14 protein-coding genes are annotated in these 19,055 nt (G+C 44.2%); 2 read left to right on the forward strand and 12 right to left on the reverse strand.

Annotation, left to right across the window (positions count from 1 at the left end):
* Positions 1–86: 86 nt before the first annotated feature.
* From cas2 to G464_RS0106055, 11 genes are all read right to left on the reverse strand, one after another.
* Complete coding sequence (gene cas2 / locus G464_RS0106000; RefSeq protein WP_021618086.1) at positions 87–419, reverse strand: CRISPR-associated endonuclease Cas2; 333 nt, start codon at positions 417–419, stop codon at positions 87–89.
* Positions 420–421: 2 nt separating this feature from the next.
* The gene (gene cas1, locus G464_RS0106005) at positions 422–1,324 is read right to left on the reverse strand and encodes a type II CRISPR-associated endonuclease Cas1 (RefSeq protein ID WP_022857132.1); all 903 of its coding nucleotides are present in this window, start codon (positions 1,322–1,324) and stop codon (positions 422–424) included.
* A gap of 12 nt (positions 1,325–1,336) precedes the next feature.
* Positions 1,337–4,738, reverse strand: coding sequence for a type II CRISPR RNA-guided endonuclease Cas9 (gene cas9, locus G464_RS0106010; RefSeq protein WP_022857133.1), 3,402 nt, complete (start codon positions 4,736–4,738; stop codon positions 1,337–1,339).
* Positions 4,739–5,620: 882 nt separating this feature from the next.
* Positions 5,621–6,217, reverse strand: a complete 597-nt coding sequence (locus G464_RS10120) for an ApeA N-terminal domain 1-containing protein (protein WP_021618083.1) — start codon at positions 6,215–6,217, stop codon at positions 5,621–5,623.
* A 773-nt stretch (positions 6,218–6,990) separates the two neighbouring features.
* Entirely contained in the window at positions 6,991–8,094 is a 1,104-nt protein-coding gene (ychF, locus tag G464_RS0106025; RefSeq protein WP_021618081.1) for a redox-regulated ATPase YchF, read from the reverse strand.
* Positions 8,095–8,105: 11 nt separating this feature from the next.
* Positions 8,106–8,897: a pyrroline-5-carboxylate reductase gene (proC, locus tag G464_RS0106030; protein ID WP_022857135.1), complete on the reverse strand. Its 792-nt coding sequence runs from the start codon at positions 8,895–8,897 to the stop codon at positions 8,106–8,108.
* Between the two features lie 18 nt (positions 8,898–8,915).
* Positions 8,916–10,259 (reverse strand): alpha/beta fold hydrolase, encoded by a 1,344-nt coding sequence (locus tag G464_RS0106035; RefSeq protein ID WP_022857136.1) that lies wholly within the window; start codon positions 10,257–10,259, stop codon positions 8,916–8,918.
* A gap of 82 nt (positions 10,260–10,341) precedes the next feature.
* Positions 10,342–11,979 (reverse strand): glycoside hydrolase family 43 protein, encoded by a 1,638-nt coding sequence (locus G464_RS0106040; RefSeq protein WP_026472655.1) that lies wholly within the window; start codon positions 11,977–11,979, stop codon positions 10,342–10,344.
* Between the two features lie 125 nt (positions 11,980–12,104).
* Positions 12,105–12,974, reverse strand: a complete 870-nt coding sequence (locus G464_RS0106045) for a carbohydrate ABC transporter permease (RefSeq protein ID WP_021618077.1) — start codon at positions 12,972–12,974, stop codon at positions 12,105–12,107.
* A complete protein-coding gene (locus G464_RS0106050; protein ID WP_021618076.1) occupies positions 12,975–14,000 on the reverse strand; it encodes a carbohydrate ABC transporter permease in 1,026 nt (341 codons plus the stop codon).
* A gap of 153 nt (positions 14,001–14,153) precedes the next feature.
* On the reverse strand, positions 14,154–15,437 hold the full coding sequence (locus G464_RS0106055) for an ABC transporter substrate-binding protein (RefSeq protein ID WP_022857138.1): 1,284 nt from the start codon (positions 15,435–15,437) through the stop codon (positions 14,154–14,156).
* Positions 15,438–15,743: 306 nt separating this feature from the next.
* Between G464_RS0106055 and G464_RS0106060 the strand changes: the two genes are divergently transcribed.
* Complete coding sequence (locus G464_RS0106060) at positions 15,744–16,778, forward strand: LacI family DNA-binding transcriptional regulator (RefSeq protein ID WP_026472657.1); 1,035 nt, start codon at positions 15,744–15,746, stop codon at positions 16,776–16,778.
* 23 nt (positions 16,779–16,801) lie between these two features.
* Here the strand turns inward: G464_RS0106060 and G464_RS0106065 are convergent, their stop codons facing one another.
* Positions 16,802–17,707 (reverse strand): alpha/beta hydrolase, encoded by a 906-nt coding sequence (locus tag G464_RS0106065; RefSeq protein ID WP_021618073.1) that lies wholly within the window; start codon positions 17,705–17,707, stop codon positions 16,802–16,804.
* Positions 17,708–18,135: 428 nt separating this feature from the next.
* Here G464_RS0106065 and G464_RS0106070 point away from each other — a divergent pair, with 428 nt between their 5' ends.
* Positions 18,136–18,999, forward strand: a complete 864-nt coding sequence (locus tag G464_RS0106070; RefSeq protein WP_022857139.1) for a response regulator transcription factor — start codon at positions 18,136–18,138, stop codon at positions 18,997–18,999.
* Positions 19,000–19,055 lie beyond the last annotated feature (56 nt).

Here is a 19,055-nt window from a genome sequence, read left to right on the forward strand (position 1 = left end):
GCTGTGAATTAGCTTTCATCCTCTTTGGTAAAATAGGGTAATCTAATCAAAGGGGATGATTCCAGCATTTTCAAGGCTTTTCGCAGTTAAAAAAGCATTAAAGTTTTCGGTGTTTCACCATCATTTTCTTCTTCTAGATTCACATATCGTAACGATTTCGACCACTGCTTATCTGTAATATGTAAGACTCGAATTTTGCCTTGCGGTGGCAAATTATCCTTAATTGTCCGAACTGTGGAACGATTTCCTTCAGCTGTTGGCGTATATCTTGCATAGACAGAAAACTGAATCATGCAGTAACCCATATCGAGTAATAAATCTCTAAATACTACAGCAGCATGTCTTTGTTGCTTCGTTTGAACAGGGAGATCAAACATTACTAAACACCACATTCCCCCACTGTCCTCATCAACTTTCATGGTTAATCCTTAACGTATTGTGGAATTGCAATCTGCTGAATTTTATCTTCAACATATAGTGCATATTGTTGCGCAAAATCATTAATTTTACTTGGAATTGTTAGACCTTCTCCATTGAACTGTCTATTAACACTTTCAATAAGAAACTGCTTTGTTTCTCGGTCAATTAGTGAATCTTCTTCGCTTAATTCAGCTACTTTTACATCGACAGCTGGTCTAAATACTTCAATCAAGTCATCAGCTAAACAATAATAATTACTGCCATTATGGTGGTGAATACCTAAACATGGACACAATCCAGCAGATATCACCGCCTTAATAGTAAAACCGCGTAAAATCATATAGGAATAATCTAGTTGTGAATTTCGCCCTCTCCCATCCCCTGGGAGCCTATGAAAATCTGCATCTGTTTGGAACAAGCAATGCCAATATTCTCTCGCTGCTCGCCCCTCTATATTAGTCAAATCTCCCGAACGAACCTGTTTAGCTAGACCTCTTAAATTTCCTCCGCCATCGATACCAAGCTGATCTAATACGGCAGCTTGACCCATAATTTTAGATTGAACAATCTTTCCCCACATGTTTTTCTGTCGAGGCAATGTTTGAGAAATCTGTCCCCTAAAACGAGCATTAACACGAGTGTTGGTTTCTGCCCAAGAATGCATCGCAGAGATTGGGACACCTCTCCAATCACAGGTCATAACAGAGACACCATAGACAGCACATTGGTGTAGCAATCCTGCTGAACAATTACATCGTAATCCAATCAGCAAGACTGCTATATCTGTGAGTGGCACGTCGGTTGACGTGTCTTTATCCCTATCTCGCACAACTAATCTGCCACGATCATAGGTGAGAGAACCATGAAGGTTCGTACAGTCAACTACGCGCCACGCACTGTTCATGATTACCTCACTTTATTCATGCCACCTATAAGACATTGGTAATCCAGCATTCGACTTCCATCGAATTTCGCCGAGGCCGTTTCGACGGACAACTGTTGGATAATACGCGGAAAGAGCATTTATCGCTGGTCGCCATCCTTTATCAATAACTTTTAACAATCTCGACTGTTCAGCTTCGTCAAAACTTTTCACTCCTTCGCTCGAGACATATGAAGGACGCAAACGTAGTTTCGCCGGATCACAGAAACCGTCAACAACCCAGGTTGTATATACTTCAGCTTCAGCCACATTCGCTAATACTTGCGCAAACTCCTGCACTTGACCTGTGTAATCCGTTTGACTCAAATCAAGTCGAAGCTCATCTCCAACGAATAAATGCCCCACAAATCGTGCATGACCTTCTCGAATCGCTTTGACGGTGCTAGGGTCTCCGTATCTCATGCTCAATGAGGACTCCGAAAGTGGCACAGTTAGCAAATCGTCATTTCGAGACTTAGCTAAATCAGCTGCAAACACGCGAATCATTCCATAGAATTCTCCGGTCTTCTTTCCTGACTTGTTGATTTTATCGCATAGATAGATACGAGCATGGTGGAATCCATCACCAATCTCAGCCGACCCATTATGAACCATAATCTGAGCTGCATTCTTTTCGAAGAACGCGATTTCATCTTCAGAACCATAGTGGACTCCATTTACCACAATGTGACGTTCACGATTCTCAGGAAGTCCTGTTTTCTCGTCAAAATCGTCGCAACGAGTCAACGCGGTAAATAGAGCAGGAGTCGATGCGCGCTGAACAAGTGAAGCCTCAATCTTATCCCCTAATCGTACACGTAACAATTTATGAATCGTATCCTCATGCGCTCTAGAATTTCCTAACTCTAGACGCAAATTCCTCAATATCTGTACTCTGTCATCATCAAGTGCATCATTGATAAGGTCAAGAAGGACATGCATATTCCCCAGCCAACGACCGTATAGGAACTGTTGTTCTTCATCCTTACCTCTATATTCCCTCCAATCAGCACCATCCTCTTTCTGGCTGTAGCGTTGTGCTTTGTGTAATTCATTTTTATCCACCAGCACTTCAGCTACGTTGTGCTGCATGAGAGCAATAACAGCAGCATCGACCGCATGATGACGGCGATCCAAACGAGTTTTTCCAGACGAACCAGCAAAATGAATCTGCTTTTCAATACCGGAGAATCGTCGAGCCAACGATGTAGACAAACCTGAGTATACGAATACCTTTACAGCTCGCTCCGGGATATCCGAAGTAGCTGTATATCGTTGCGAGTTGTAATACCAATCGATACGCTTATGAAGCTCATCTGCCATCCAAGAGACAGATCCCATAGAACGGTTATCAGGCGCCTCGTCCTCAGTCATTTGAGTAAGCCTCGATTTCACAGCTTCCTTAAACCGTTTAGCATTCGCAGCACTGAGGGTGCCCGCAGGAAAAGTAAACATTTCCACGCGCGCGACAGCTTTCGCTACAGTAATTCCCTTCGATACCGCATATTGGTCATGGCACCATAAACTAAACAGCTTCTTTGATTTTGCTCGATTGCAATCAGTACAGACTGCAGCTAAGTTTGTTTTTGTATTCGTAGCACCAACACCCTTTCGTGGAACAATATGATCAAGCTCACACGTAGTAAACTTTAATGTTGCTCCGCAGTACAGGCATCCACCATTTTGCCGTTGGATTGCTTCCCAGCGTTTCATAGCAGAATCACTAAAGCGATTGAAGTCCGGGTACAAATCTTTAATCTTATCGAAGATTGCACTGCGGTTAGTTGCATAGGCTTCCGCGTCTTTCTGATACGCTCGAGCAACTTTAGCTGACGAGAATCCCTCACGTGCATGCTCAATATTTACACTGACAGGCGTTCCCCATCTTGCAGTGCAATTCATTAAATAACGGTTGACAATTTTAAGGACTCTGTCCGCTGAAGGATTACCAATCGGAAATCCGATAGGTTCCTGAGCTGGCTTCCAATTGTCAGTAACTCCATAGACAGTCTTGCGAGCATCATGAAGATTATCAGTTGTACTGAGCATCCTCACTGTTAATGCCTGACATGCACTAACAGAGTAAGCCGCTCTTCCAGCAGGTAGTTTGATATTATCTATCGCACCAAGTTGATCATCATCGAACGAATCAATGAGTTCAAAAGCATTGCTGTATGACATATCATCACGAATAGAATCAATATCAACATTATTGCCAAGTAACTCAAGTAAACGTTCTTGATCATCCTCAGAAGCATCACGCCACCATGGCATAATATCGTGTTTCACGAGCTTCCCGAGAACACCAGAAGATTCAATTAAGGCAAAATAGCTATCCATAACCGGAGCACGATTGGAGATTCTATCTCCATCGTCTTGAATACCACCGATTCCCTTAATATCTCGGCGATTCACCCCAAGAGCAGCTGCTACGTCAGCCCACGTTGGACGAGTTTTTGAATCCATACTTGATAAAATATCGAACGCAGTATTCTTCTCTTCAACCGTTAGAGGTCTTTGTTGACCACCTACCGCAAGCTTCAAGAAAGACAAGGCGGCAATAATACGGAATTTTTGAAATGCCAATGATGCTTTCGTAGCTCGCTTTTCATGGGTTAAATCATCCAAAGCTACACGCTCACTGGCAGAACCACGTGGGGACACTGCATAGAAAATCTTGTCAATTAATTTTCTGCAGGTTTCATCATCTACCCCCTGTTGTTCGCAAATATAACGAACTTCGTAAGCATTATCTTCCTGCATTAGCTTCTGAGGCAATGGAGCAAAAGCTTCAGATTTACTACCGCTATGTCGAATACGAGGAGCAACCTGACCATCTTTACTGGCTAGGTAATCACCAATGATTTGAGCAGGCGTCAACCCATCCTCAGGATTGACTTGACATGCCTCACATAAATCATCATATCGTTCGGATAAATCATCTAGATTGACGTTATACAGTGATTTCACGGATTTATATGGATTACGCCATCCACGATGCCTAGCAATATGTCGGAATGCGACGGAAAGCATGTATTTGCGTTGCTCTTCGTCTTGAATATATCCATCTGCCAAACGTGCTCGTAGCATCCATGGTTCGAAAGTATCATCCCCATAATTCTCAAGCGGGAGCCCTAATTCTTCTAAATACTTATTGAGATTAGCTAAGCGTGACTTGCGACGACGACGCATTCTACGAGTTCGGCGAGCAACCCCAGAAATCATTTTGCGCGTATCCGCTGTTTTATTTGAATTGGGATCTACACCACCATCGTGTATAACACTTTGCATGTTAAGGATACGAACAGGTTCTCCATTGCTATCTACTTCGATAGCCGCAAGACCTGTTGAGTATAGACCTACATCGATTCCGATTTTATAATTATTTAGTGTCATAAGAATGGTATATCACAAAAATGCCCTATAAAGCAAGTTACATTTATAATCACAACAACTTATGTCGTATATTTGTTCTCAGATTATTGGCCAAAAATGAGTTGCTACGGGGGTAGTAGTTGTTTTTCTAGGGTTGGATACACGTGTATTTATCGATTCAAAATTCAAGGAAATGGGTGAACCATCACACTGTTACATTATTGCGTCACGTCGGTGTTGACGAGCATGTTTTACAACGAAAACGCTGTTTACCCGTAGAAGTTTACGGGGTTAATTGCCAAAAAGTGTGTATAAATTGTGTCTTAGCCGTTGTTTTTCAAGGTGTGTCTCGTGGTGAATTTAGTGTGAGGCTATAACACATAATCACAGTTGTACAAACGAGCAATATTTGATATTAAATGCGCATATTTTGAAAATAGCACGAATCTATACACCGATGGGTGAAGATGTTTGTCCGCCCTATAATTGCCTAGATATACTCGTGTTTTACTGGTCTATCGATATAAATCCTCATAAGTTACACCACAGCAAATGATCGAGAAAGCACCTCAACTTACCGGCACGACTATGCCGAAGCTATACACACTTTTGCGCAATTAATCCCAATACTGCTACCCTAGTTATCGTTTCAAAGAGTCTATACGAGGCTACACATTGATTTTGAATTTGATGTCGCGCCTGAGAATCTATGAGTAACCTCCGGTCGGATTGCTAGCGAATTTTTTCACAATTCAATCGACCGATAAATCAGATTTTGAACTAGAACTCGCTAGCGATGATGGAAGCGTCACTACATGCCAATCCGAAGTCAGGTACAGGAGATTGCTCGACTTAGTGTGGAGAATCATGACGTCTATATCTCTGACGAGCTAGGCTTTGGCACTACGAGCCACTCTTGCACTGAGCAAAGAATGGCAGGATTTGAGTGTGCGCAAGGCTATACTCCGTACCATCGACCGTCACCAACTGTTCCTCGACCGGCTTCGATGAGAGAGCCCAGCTACCGTCAATTTTACCTTTAGAAGTGTTAAGGAAAGCCTCGAACACAGGCGATGCAGCCCAGAGCCACAAGTCTTCAATCGAAACCTCGGCCGTCGCGAACGCCGCATCATCTTCGCCGCTGATGTGTGCACCTATGATTGCTATCATAGCTGTAATAGTCTGAGTGTCGGGGCCCTTCACTCGTGAGAATATGGATCGCTTCCCCTTGGTGGGAACACAACCCAGAAGCGTAATCTCACGTTGTTCGGCCACACCGTGGATTACATCCCACATCCTGGTGCCCTCGTGGTAGAGGGTTAGACTAGGAGCTGGACTGGAGGTTATGCGGTCCTCGAATGCACCGATTATCGGAAGCATAACATGACCCTCACCGTCATACCGCAAGGTGCTCGGAACCCGTTTGTCAGGCTCTTCTGGCAACCACCACAGACCAGCCCACTCGGGTGACTCATCCAGATTTAGAGGATTATTTGTCACTGCTCTCTCGGGATTACTACTTCTTTCCGCCAGACGTCAGCTCTGTACACAAGCGACATCGCCTCGCCTGGCACCTTGTCTCGGTGGTCACTCCTCATGAACCTCAGCTGGATCAACCTTATACCAGTGCTCGGAATTCCGCCTGCACTCAAGAGCGGGAACATGCTCTGTTGCCTCGCGTCGATTCTTCCCGTTCGCATCGACATAGTCTATCCATTCTTTCGGCTTGTTGTAGTAGCGCATATTTCCACCGCACTGAGGGCAAGCTCCTGCCCGAATCTTTTCCAGCGTGATACAACGCCCGACACCACTCAACGCCCATCCCAGAAAGAGTGGTCGCCTCAACTGGAGCTTCGTCAATCTGCAAAGCTCCATGACTAAGATAAACATCACAAATACGGCGATGAAGACCCAAATCCACCAGTTTTGCCCAGGCGCTTGCAGGAAACATCGAGTCTCCCGCTTAGGAGATTAAGAGCAGACCGTCCTATCTTCCAGAGTGGGAGAATTCCGGCTAGTCCCAATACAAGACCAACCATGAAAGGACTCCCTAGGTGAACGAGCTGCGCCACTTCGGTACTGCCTCGTACGTGGCATTAGGAGGATTAGTAGGGGCAAAGTTGGCTACCACATCGCGCCCAGCCTGGTAGATGTCCCCGCGAACATCCCCACCTCCTGTAGTCACATTATGCCCTGCGACGTCAGTCAAACGAACTCCACAATCCCGCAGAACCTCTGATGAGGCTTGACTAACTGCCCACATTCGGCACAAATCATTTCTTCCCTCCGGACGCAAGCCCGCTTTTAAATTCGACCACGTCCCCATCTCGCATAACATAATCTTTACCTTCGAGACGCATTTTGCCTTCTTCTTTCACCTTTGCATACGATCCGGCTTCTACCAAATCCTCGAAAGAAACAATGGCAGCTTTAATAAATCCACGCTCGAAATCAGAGTGAATCACGCCTGCGGCTTGAGGTGCAGTCCATCCTTTATGAATAGTCCATGCACGTACTTCTTTTTCGCCGGCAGTCAAATAGGTTTGCAAACCGAGCGTATCGAAACCAACGCGAGCAAGCTGATCAAGACCAGATTCCTCTAAACCAGCGTCAGCAAGCATTTCTCGAGCATCTGCTTCGTCCAGTTCCGTTAAATCAGCTTCAAACTGAGCGTTCAAGAAGATGGACTGTGCAGGAGCAACCATATCGGAAAGCTTAGCTTTCAAAGCATTATCTTGAAGCTCGTCATCGTCCATGTTAAACACATAAATAAATGGTTTAGCCGTCAGCAGTTGGAGTTCGCGGATTTCTGCTGGGTCAACTTTTCCGGCTTTTGCAGCCTGATCGATAGTCAAACCTTCTTCAAGCACAGCCTGCGCTTTCTTTACCTCGTCAAGATATGCAGGGGTAATCTTCTTACCGCGCAGTTCCTTTTCCAAACGAGGAATAGCGTTCTCAATGGTTTGTAAATCAGCGAGAATTAGCTCAGTATTAATCGTTTCAATATCGTCTGTTGGATTCACTGTCCCGTTGACGTGCACAATATCGTCATCACTAAATACGCGCGTTACCTCACAAATAGCATCTGCTTCGCGAATATTAGCTAAGAACTGATTACCTAAACCTTCACCTTTTGACGCACCCTTAACGATACCTGCAATATCTACGAAGGTAACGGTTGCTGGAACGAGTTTAGTTGTGTTTACGATAGGAGCTAATGCTGCCAAACGTGGATCTGGCAGAGGAACAATGCCTGTATTAGGCTCGATTGTTGCAAAAGGATAGTTTTCTGCCAAAACATTATTACGCGTTAAAGCGTTAAAAAGCGTGGACTTACCCACATTTGGTAAGCCAACAATACCAATAGTCAATGCCATAATGTGTAATCCTACCTAGAGCCCTCAACTGCGTCGATTGCACTGATAATGCTACCGCGGAAACCTGTTTGTTCAAGAGCAGCTACGCCTTGGATCGTTGTTCCTCCTGGTGAGCATACTGCGTCTTTCATTTGTGCTGGAGCTAAACCTGTTGCCAGTTGGAGAGCACCTGTGCCGGCGGTCATCGCAGCAGCTAAACGGTATGCCGTAGCACGAGTCAGACCGTATTTTACACCTGCATCAGCTAATGCTTCCATAAACATTGCTGCATATGCTGGAGCACACCCTGCCACAGTTCCTGCAACAGATAAATGCTGTGTATCTACAAATTCGACTGTAGAGATTGGTTCGAAAAGCTCATGGAAGGTTGTGAGCTGTGCTTCGGTTAGCGTATGCGTTTCTTCTGCTACAACAACACCTTGAGCAATAGCAATAGGCGTGTTCGGGATGGTAGAGATATGATGCGCTTCGGCAGACAGTACCTCGTTCCAGAAAGCGTTGAACTTTCCGGCAGCAATAGAAATGACTATTTTGTGTGACCAATCAATGTCCGCAACAAATTCAGAGAAAATATTTTCGATTTGATACGGTTTAACTGCGACGATAAGAACATCGCTGCGTTGCGCTACCTCGCTGGCACTGCGTACAGCCTCGACCCCTCGCTGCTGTGCTTTTGATGTTAAGGTATCAAAATGTGCTGCGCACGCAATAATCTGTGCGTCAGCTGCAACGCCTGCATGACGCCAACCATCAACAATAGCTGTGGCCATATTGCCGAAGCCAATAAAACCTAGTGTTGTCATTCTTTTCTTTCTGATTGATTATTTAAGGAATAGTTTTTCGAGATGACCTCGGCTGAGCGCTTCTGTATAAAGATGCTCGAAGACTGCCCCCATACGTGCACCGTCATGCTCAAATTCATTGGTAACCCAAGCATGAGAGTTCCCTACACGGGAGAGAGTATCAAGCTGCAAGCCGGAGTCCACATACATATCGTCGAAATACACAGCAGCGTGAATAGGTATGTCATTGCGTGCTAACTGGTCTTCATCATATACAGTTCCCCACTGCGTATCGCTCATCAGTTCATCCATTGCTGGTCTAAAAGCACGTAAAGCAGAGTCTTCATCAAAAATTTCTGGCAGTGCAGCTTCACCAATCAACATAAGAGGACGAGAGGATTCATCGAACTGTTTAGTAGAACGGAGCACATCGTTGGCAGCCCAGTTGATTGGTTTAATCTCTTTATTTGCATAAATAAACTCTTGGAGAACCCAATATAGTTCGCTGCCATACGATGTAGTGGAGCTGAATAATTCCATGAGGAACCCATCGCTTAAATACTCTCCATTAAAAGCCGTATCGACCGTCCAATGCATGCGTTCGAAACTTGGTTTCATACCGAAATCGCCACCCAACATTTGCAAGCGTCGAACACTAGCTGGATCCCCATTAGGCAGAAGAACCTTTTCGGAAGATAAAAAGTCTGCAATACGCCCAACAACGGCTTCATCGTCAGGATATAAACCGTAGTATTCCTTTGTTTTCGCCATCATACGTGGCACAGTATGCTCATAGACTTCACGAGCATTCATAGGAATGTGTGGAATACCGCCGGTAACAAAGCTAGCTGCAATACTCGCAGGGAACAAGGACACATATGCCATGGTTAAGAATCCGCCATAGCTTTGCCCCAAAGTTACCCACTGTGCGGAATTGAAAACTGTGGTGCGCAAAAATTCACAGTCACGAATAATGGAGTCCGCTAGGAAGTTCTTTAAGAAATCTGCAGTTTCTCGAGCATTCTGACCACGACGACGAATAAGGCTAGAATCGACACGTGAGGAACGCCCAGTTCCACGCTGATCAATAAGCACTACGCGGAAATGTTTTACTGCTTCAGACAACCATGGGATGGACTGAGCACTCATGGGGCGAGGTCCCATGCCGCCAGGACCGCCTTGAAGGAAAAGTAACAAAGGTAAGTCAGCATGCACATTCTGTGCAGAACTAACCAGGCGGTAAAACAGGTCAATATGCTCGCCTGCGAAACTTGAAGCATCTGGTTGAGCTGCTCCAGCAGCCCAATTCCAATGCAAAGGAACCTGCACTACATGGTCTTCTACGTGCAAACCAGGCACGTAATATTGCGAAAGTTGAGTCATACCTCAACCTTAGCGCACAATACGTAAAAGGTGTTGAAGCATACTCCAACACCTTTATGCATATTGTTCAGCGCATACTGAGTTAATCGGGCAGCTCACAATAATCAAAATGAGTAAAACGTGCCTGTTTACCGTAACCGGTTAAATCAACGCACGCTAACCCCACAAAAGCTCCTGTAAAGAAGCCTCCATAACGCTGGTTCACGTAATCATCGGAGAGGATTTTAGCATCTAATTGCACAGGAATATTGTGCCAATCCACACCATTAAAGGAGTACTCATATGTGTAGTATTGCGTGCGCACGCGCGTGCGTAACCACACTCGTTCAACATCCTCAGGAACAACAATGGCATTATCTTGAAGAAAGCTCGTGTAGGTATTGAAATCGTTTTGAGCAACTTCAATAACTCGACATTGTCTTTTCTCATCCCACGTAATAAATGCCCATGACCAGCATAAGTCGTTGTAGTAATTCGTTAAACCTGCCATCTCACGGTAGCGGGTTGGAGAAAATTCTATTGCCACACTTGCATCGAAGTTAAAAGCCTGCCAACGTCTTGCTACTAGTGACAGCTCGCGAAGATTGCTGAGCGAGCCTTGACCGTTAAGAGTTAAAACTCCATCTCCTACGCGCCCCATTTCATCACTAAACGGAACTCGAAGAGTATTCCAATCACCGTGAAGTTGATTGTCTTCAAAATCATCATGCTGATTATTGTTCTGCTCATTAGCGCAGTCATCATCATTCAACACAGCATCTCGGGGAGCATCAACGCTTGTGCAGCCTGCCTGCCCACCCACAATATATGGCCAGCCATCATCATCCCACTGCAGTTTTTGAATAGATGTTTCACGCCCTAAAGTGCACCAGCCACGCGGATCGTAAGCCGATTCTATGGTGTGATGCCATGGACGAGCGCATAAGGAAGCGTAATACCATTCGCCTGACGGGGTATCGACCAAAGCACCATGTCCTTGCTTTTGGAGATAGGAAGTTGGCGAATCGAAGTTAGAAATCAATGGGTTATGAGGCATAGATTCAAAACTCAGTGCATCTAAAGTACGAGAACGCGCCACAGATTCGCGGTGTGTATACATTGTTCCACCCTCAGCCGCGAACAGATAGTAATCGCCATCTTTTTTATACAGATGTGGACCTTCTACCAATTTTGTTTCTGTGCCCTGCCATAAGGTTCGTTCGGTATCAGGAAGTAAACGCATACGTTCATGATCAAACTCGGTGAGTGTAATACCATCGAAAGAATGACGATATTCGCGGAAATCCCATGTTTGCTGCACAAGGTATTTGCGCCCATCGTCATCATGGAAAAGCGACGGATCAAAACCAACACCATTTAAGCGGATAGGTTCAGACCATGGCCCTCTAATATCTTCAGCAGTCACAAGGTAATTAGCTACATCTTTAAATGCGCCTTCAACAATATGCACATTGGAGTAAATAAGCCAAAAACGACCGTCTGCATAACTCAAATCAGGCGCCCACACTCCTCCAGATGAAGGGATTGAGCGCATATCAATCTGCGAAGTTCTCGTTAGTGGGCTAGGCAGAAGATTCCAATGCACTAAATCTTTCGATTCATGCAAACGAACACCTGGAAACCATTCGAATGTTGAGTTGGCAATATAATAGGTATCTTCTACACGAATAATAGAAGGATCAGCGTGAAATCCACGCAATACTGGGTTATTGATTTTCATCGTCATATCCTGTTCTATCTGCCGTAGATCTGCGGGGATATAAAAGTTAAGTATTAGTAAGTACTGTTTTCAAGCGTTCGGGAGAATGCAGGGAGACAACATTCTCCCGAACATGTTCGTAATTCTTAGCCCTTGACCGCCCCAGCCAGGCCACCCACAATCTTCTTTTGGAAAATCGTAAAGCATATAAGTGCTGGAATCATGCTCAAAGCCGTAAAAGCAAGAACCTGAGCAGTATCAACTGAATGCTGCGAACTAAACATTTGCACACCAAGAGGCAAGGTATATTTACTGGAATCATTGAGTAAGAACAAAGGAAGCATATACGCATTCCAACTAGCTACAAATGCGAGAATTCCCACAGTAGCAACACCCGGCCAGCTTAATGGCAACACCATTCTAAAGAAGAATCCCAATCGAGAAGAACCGTCAATCATTGCTGCTTCTTCTAGCTCTGTTGGAATTGACTTCAAAAATGGCACCATAATAATAATGGCTTGAGGAAGACCAAAAGCAATTTGAGGCAGAATAATTCCCAAGTGAGAATTCACTAAATGCAAATTCTTTAAGAGTAAATACAAAGGCGTAATAGCTACGGTAATCGGGAACATCATACCTGCTGCAAACAACGAATACATAAAATTGCGAGCGCGGAACTCATAACGGGCAAGCACAAAGCTAACCATAAGACTGAGTAGAACAATTCCCACCATGGTAGCAACGCCAACAATAAGAGAATTCACTAATTCGGTCCAGAAGATATTCGATGCGAAAACGTTTTTATAGTTCTCGAAGTTCCACGGCTTAGGTAAGCCCGCAGGATATCTTGTAATCTGCGAATTCGTTCTAAAACCGCCAATAATAATGTAGATAACGGGAACAATGCAGATGAGAACAAGAATTACCGAAAGCAGATAGACAACCGGGTGACCCCACGGAGTTTTGTGCGATTTACGGATGCCTTGCATTGCTAAGGTCTGTGGACGTGCACTCATTTAGACCACCATCGCTTTCTTCTCAGAATTACGAGCCCTATCTACTTTTTTGTGTGCAGCTTTGCTTTGTGCGCGCGAGCGTTTGGTTGTTATTGCCCCTTCTAAATCTCGATTAAGAGCGAAATGTTGATACGTTAAGGCGATAACCAGAGAAATTAGGAAGATGAGCACGGCTACAGCCGAGCCATAACCATAGTTATTTGCTAAGCGGCCTTCACGAACCATGTAGGTTGCCATTGTGGATGTTCCAGCAGTAGATGAAACGTATTGTCCCCAAATAATGTAGACCAAGTCGAATAATTGCAAAGAACCGATAATGGACATAAATGCCCAAATACGAATTGTAGGAGCAAGCAGAGGAAGAGTAATACTCCATTGCTGCTGCCAGAAACCCGCGCCATCAACGCGTGCTGCTTCATACAGATCTTCTGGGATAGACTGCATGCCTGCAATCATCAAAATAACAGCAAAACCAATATATTTCCACGTGATAATAACCATCAGCGTCCAGAAAGCAACTTTTGGATCTGAAATCCAATCAGCTCCCGGAATACCCCAGCTTTTCAGAACTGCATTAACTGCTCCAGTTGTTTGCAGCATAAGAGACCAGCCCGTGCCCACAATAACTTCAGACACCACATATGGCACGAAAATAAGTGTGCGAATAATGGCTCGTCCCTTAAACTTTTGATTGAGTAGCAAAGCGAATAGAATGGCCAGTGGAGCTTGAATAATAAGAGAAGCAACAACCACACACATAGTGTGTATAAAGGCTTCTTGAAAGTTAGTATCCGAAAGAATAACTGCGTAATTATGCAAACCAACAAACTGTCCGTTAACTTCTGGCTTGCCATAACCTTTCCACTTGAAAAAACCGTAATATGCTGCCATAAAAACAGGCAAAATAACAAAGCCAAGAAACATGAGAAGTGCTGGAGCAGACAGCACTGCAATTTCTATATTTTTCCTGACCGTATCGCTCTTTTTAACGCGGGACTGCGCCGCTAAAGATGCACTCACACTCATAATATGTCTCCCCTGACTGTAAGTGACGATTGTATGTGTACCTAGGTGAGGGGGAGCTCAGCAATAACTTGCCTCACCCTCACCGTGTAAAAACTGTGCATAGTCCGCTCTTACCGAACGTTCTACACCTTAGGATTGTGATGGCTGTAACTTTTATCCCTTTTGTGCAGCAGATTGGACGCTCTTGAGAATATCTTGAGCTGTTCCTTTATCTGCAAGAAGATTAACTACGCCTTCGTTCAAAGCGTTTCCAACGTTTTGACCTAGGACTGTGTCAAGCCACAGCGATACAGAGCTTGATTCCTTATATACAGGTAGCACTTCTAGCAAGGCAGGATTTTCGACAATATCTTGAGCATATTGTGCGGCAGGTATGGTAGAGAATGCCTGAGCATATTTTTCTTGATACTCTTTTTGAGCAATAAAGTTAAGGAAGTCAACAGCTTCGTCTGGAGCAGACTCCCCCACAGCCATCGCATCGGTTCCCCCCATAATAGCTTTCGGATTACCCTTTTGACCATCTAACTGAGGGAAAGCAAAGAATCCCAAATCAGCTAAATCTTTCTTATCAGGAGTAAGATCTCGGATAACGCCAGGATCCCATCCGCCCATTAACTCCATTGCGGCCATATGATTAGCAATCAAACCAGCTGAAGAACTTGCACCTTGCTGAGCAGGGGTTGTGAGGAAGCCCTTGTTGAACGCATTCAAGTCCTTGAGCTTGTTAACGTCTTCTCCTGCTTTGAGCCAGCACGAGTTGTCGAACTTCTTCTCTGTTTGAGCGGCTTCAAATGCTTTAGCAGGGCATTCACGCAGCGCAAACCAGTAATACCAGTGTGCAGCCGGCCATGCATCTTTACCACCCAAAGCAATAGGAGTAATATTCGCAGCCTTCAGCTTGTCAATTACCTGAGTAAATTCATCCCATGTTGTAGGAGTTTTTTCAATACCAGCCTGCTTAAACAGGTCTTTCGAATACCAAATTCCACCAGGAAGAGCTGCAATAGGCATGCCGTAAACCTTGCCTTCTACGGTTTGCGAAGCTAAAGCTGCCTTCATACCGGTTTTCACGTCATCGGAAAGTTTATCTGTTAAATCTTTTACTTGACCGGCTTCAACCATATCCTGTAGTTTTTGACCACCGCGGCTGAGGAAAACATCAGGCGCAGACTGAGGATCTTGCAAGGCTGTTTGCAGTTTCCCATCTAAATCTTCGTTCTGAATAGCTTCAACCTTTACGCTGACCTGAGGATTCTTCTTCATAAAATCAGCAGCAGCACTCTCCCAGAACTTCTTACCGTCACCAGTAGTGGAATTATGCCATACAACAACTTGTGTTTTACCATCAGCAGTTTTACCTGCATTATTCGAGCAACCTGCTAGACCAATTAAGCTTGCTACGGCTACTGTAGCAGCTGCAATATTTTTCAACTTCATTGTCTTTTCTCCTCGTAACTTACCACCATTGGCAAATTGTCGAAAATTTCGATTACTTTCTCTTATACAGTTGGCATTATTACAGTTTTACCGTTCTTCTGTTTTCGAAAAATATTATGTAGATTTTCGACAATTTCATGTTATCAAGGCGAAAAATACTTAGTCAACTCAATTAACGAAAGATACATATTACTTATAAAACCTTATATTTCAATATATTTGTACATTTTCAAGCAAATATTTCTTGAACTAAAGTTTTCGAAAGTTTCGATTTTATGATATTCTCTACCTAAGGAGGGGTGAATTATGACACGTCATCAATCTCAACGCAGAAAACAGTTAAGTGATATTGCTGAGGAAACAGGTTTTTCCTTGGCAACTGTTTCTAAAGTGCTTAACGGACGCAGTGACGTTGCACCTCAAACGCGCGAGATTATTTCACGCGCATTAGAGAAGAATCATTATGTACGTCGTAATAATCCTGCTGCCCATAGTGAATATATTGAAGTTGTTTTGCAATCTTTCGATACTGTGTGGAGTCTGGAAGTATTGCGCGGCGTTCTTAAATCTGCGAAAAAACGCGGACTAAGCGTTATTACCACAGAAAGCGGCAGCCGCACTCATCCTGACGACAGCTGGATGGATGGCGTTATTCGCCGCAGCCCTTATGGAGTAATACTTGTCTTCTCCAAACTCAGCGCAGTAGAACATTCGCGACTTAATGAGCACCATATTCCCTACGTTATTCTCGATCCCGCTGGCAACCCTAGTTCGCAGGATTCCTCTATTCAGGCTGATGATTGGAACGGTGCTATAGAGGCAACTCGACATCTGATTTCATTAGGACATACACAGCTTGGCATTATTACAGGACCACGTTCGATGCTGTGCGCTCGCGCACGTTTAGATGGTTTTAAAGCTGCGTTAGCAGAGGCAGGATTAGAGTATTATCCGCGGTTTACCAAAGAAGGAGATTTTACTGCTGACGGTGTTATTGATAGCGCTCTTGACTTACTACGCGATCCACAGAACCGTCCAACAGCTATTTTTGGTAGTAGCGATTTGCAATGCATGGGAATTTATGAAGCAGCACGACAACTTAACATCTCCATTCCCTATGATTTATCTGTTGTAGGTTTTGATGATATTCAAACCGCTCGCTATCTTAGCCCTCAGCTGACCACTGTGCGCCAACCTATTGAAGATATGGCGCAAGCAGCCTTGGATATTATTGTGAACCTTCATAAAGGCACACAGCAGCACACATCACAACGTGCAATCTTACCAACACGTTTGATAGTGCGCGATTCAACAGCTCGCGCGCGCAATGCAGATGACTGAAGTAAATAATGAGTGCTGACTGCTCATTGGTGCGCGTGATAGCTAATATAGCGGCAAATCGCATCAGTAAGCTGTACGCTCCAGAAATTACCTTCATGCTCGCCACCAAGCACACGAATTAAACGGCAGTCATGCTTTTGGCTGAGTAGCTTGGTGTGAAGCTGAACGCTTTCATCATAATCCACAACATCATCAGCATCGCCATGAAGTAACAGTATTGGTGGATATGTTCCATCTGCACGAGAAATGCGGTAAGGACTCATATCCCACGCACGCTGTTGCACATCGTGCGATAAATTCTCCCATGCATCAGTAGGCATTGCTCCTACTACAGAGGACTCACATGCTCGCAAACCTTCATTCACCCTCGTTCTTTCACCACTGAGCACACCATAAATATCTGATGGAGGAAAACAAGCAACGCAATAATCAACAGCATCGCTCATCTGTGCGCAACTGCCATCGTTATAGTGTGGATCATCTCCAGTCATGGCAAGCAATAAAGCTGTGTTACCGCCTGAAGATGTTCCCCACACGCCTACACGTTGCGCATCAATATAAAATTCCTGTGCATGAGCACGCAAAAAACGTACTGCAGCTTTAACATCCATCAAATATCCAGGAAAAGGATGGGAACCATTCTCACTGTCTCTATGATTCACTGTTGCCACCACAAAACCGCGCTCTACCAAGCGTTCTAATCGCCCCACGGCATACATGCGATTAGGAGTAGTCCATCCACTTCCCTGCACAAAAATAACAAGAGGAGCAGTTCCTCCTAAACGTTCCAAACGCATAGGTGCAATCACATCCATAACTGCACAAGCATCACCTTCGCGATACTGCACATTCGGCGTGATAGAAAACTCATGAGAAAAATCATTATTCGAACTCATAGTGTCAACATAAGAATCACTATATGTGTTCATAGCCCCAGCTCCTTTGCTGTACGTAAACGCCTGCTGAGGGTAAGCGGCTGCCTTGCCCCTTCAAACGTCTATATCATCTTTTATATTGCCTTCTGTTATGTCATATGCAAGCTCAGCCACAGCTCACCGTTGAGTTGTGTCTTTGTAACTCACACACTTCTTCAACAGTAGCACTTTTGGGCTACTACCGGGCGGCGATCCTTTATAAGTACTTCCCGATTTTTCTCAGAAGGAGTTTCTCAGCTGGTATCTCAGCTGATATCTCAAAAGCGGACAGTAATCGAGCATGCAGTAATGATTAAAGCAGCGCGAATCAACTGAGCATAAAAGCAAACTTTTTAACTATCACTCTTATGAGGGAGCTCGAGTCATGGATTCATAAAATATATTGAATCGAAGAGAGAAAGAATAAAAGGGAAAGAAGAAAAATGAAGACGGTCGTTATTGCAGAAAATAAAAAACTTCAGCATTCACTTTTATCTGAGTATCTCAATCATAATCCCGCTCTTCATATTCTTGCCCATGCTTCTACCAGCCTTGAACTTATGGAAGATATCCATACTTACCATCCTGATTCTGTAATTATTGATGCACGCATTCCGTTCCAAGGAACAGCTCAGTCTGTGCAAGTAGCGAAGGCAATGGATAGAAATATTAATGTGATTCTATTAATGCCCGCTACCTCCATGAAAAGTCTTGAGACCAAAAGCGCTACGGTATATGGCATTGGTGGGGTTTCGGATATTCCTTTAGCTCAGGAAATTGTACATGCCATTGCTGGCGATGATGTTACTAATAATCGGGAAGTTTCAGAGGAAATGCACGACGACGTTGCAGAGGACAACGATGCTCATCAGCACAAAGACATACATATAAAAGATAATCAAACTAAATTTATGCAGATAGCCAGCGATAATGCTACTGACAGTAAAACATCTTCGACACATGGTCTCAGTAATCACATAACCGAGAAAATCATTACGCACGAAATGTTGACAGATAATCACAATAGAGATTTCGAGAACTATATATCGAACTACTATATATCGAGTGACCCCATATTTGAGGCTGCGCTAAAGTCTACAGACAATTGCCCACAACTATCTAAGCGCGAACTTGAGGTAGCTCAACAAATAGCGATGGGAAAGCATAATAAAGAGGTTGCGCAAGCGCTGACGATTACCGTTGAGACAGTAAAAACACACGTACACCATATTTTAGAGAAAATTAACGGGGAAAACAGGCAACATATTGTGTCGTATATGTATGAGAATCATTTGATTGAGTATTAGGAGTTTCTGCGGTGTCTGCAGTATCCGTATACGTGGATCGAAACTTGTAAAAGCGC

The organism is Alloscardovia omnicolens DSM 21503, from assembly GCF_000420505.1.
GTDB classification, from domain to species: Bacteria; Actinomycetota; Actinomycetes; order Actinomycetales; family Bifidobacteriaceae; genus Alloscardovia; species Alloscardovia omnicolens.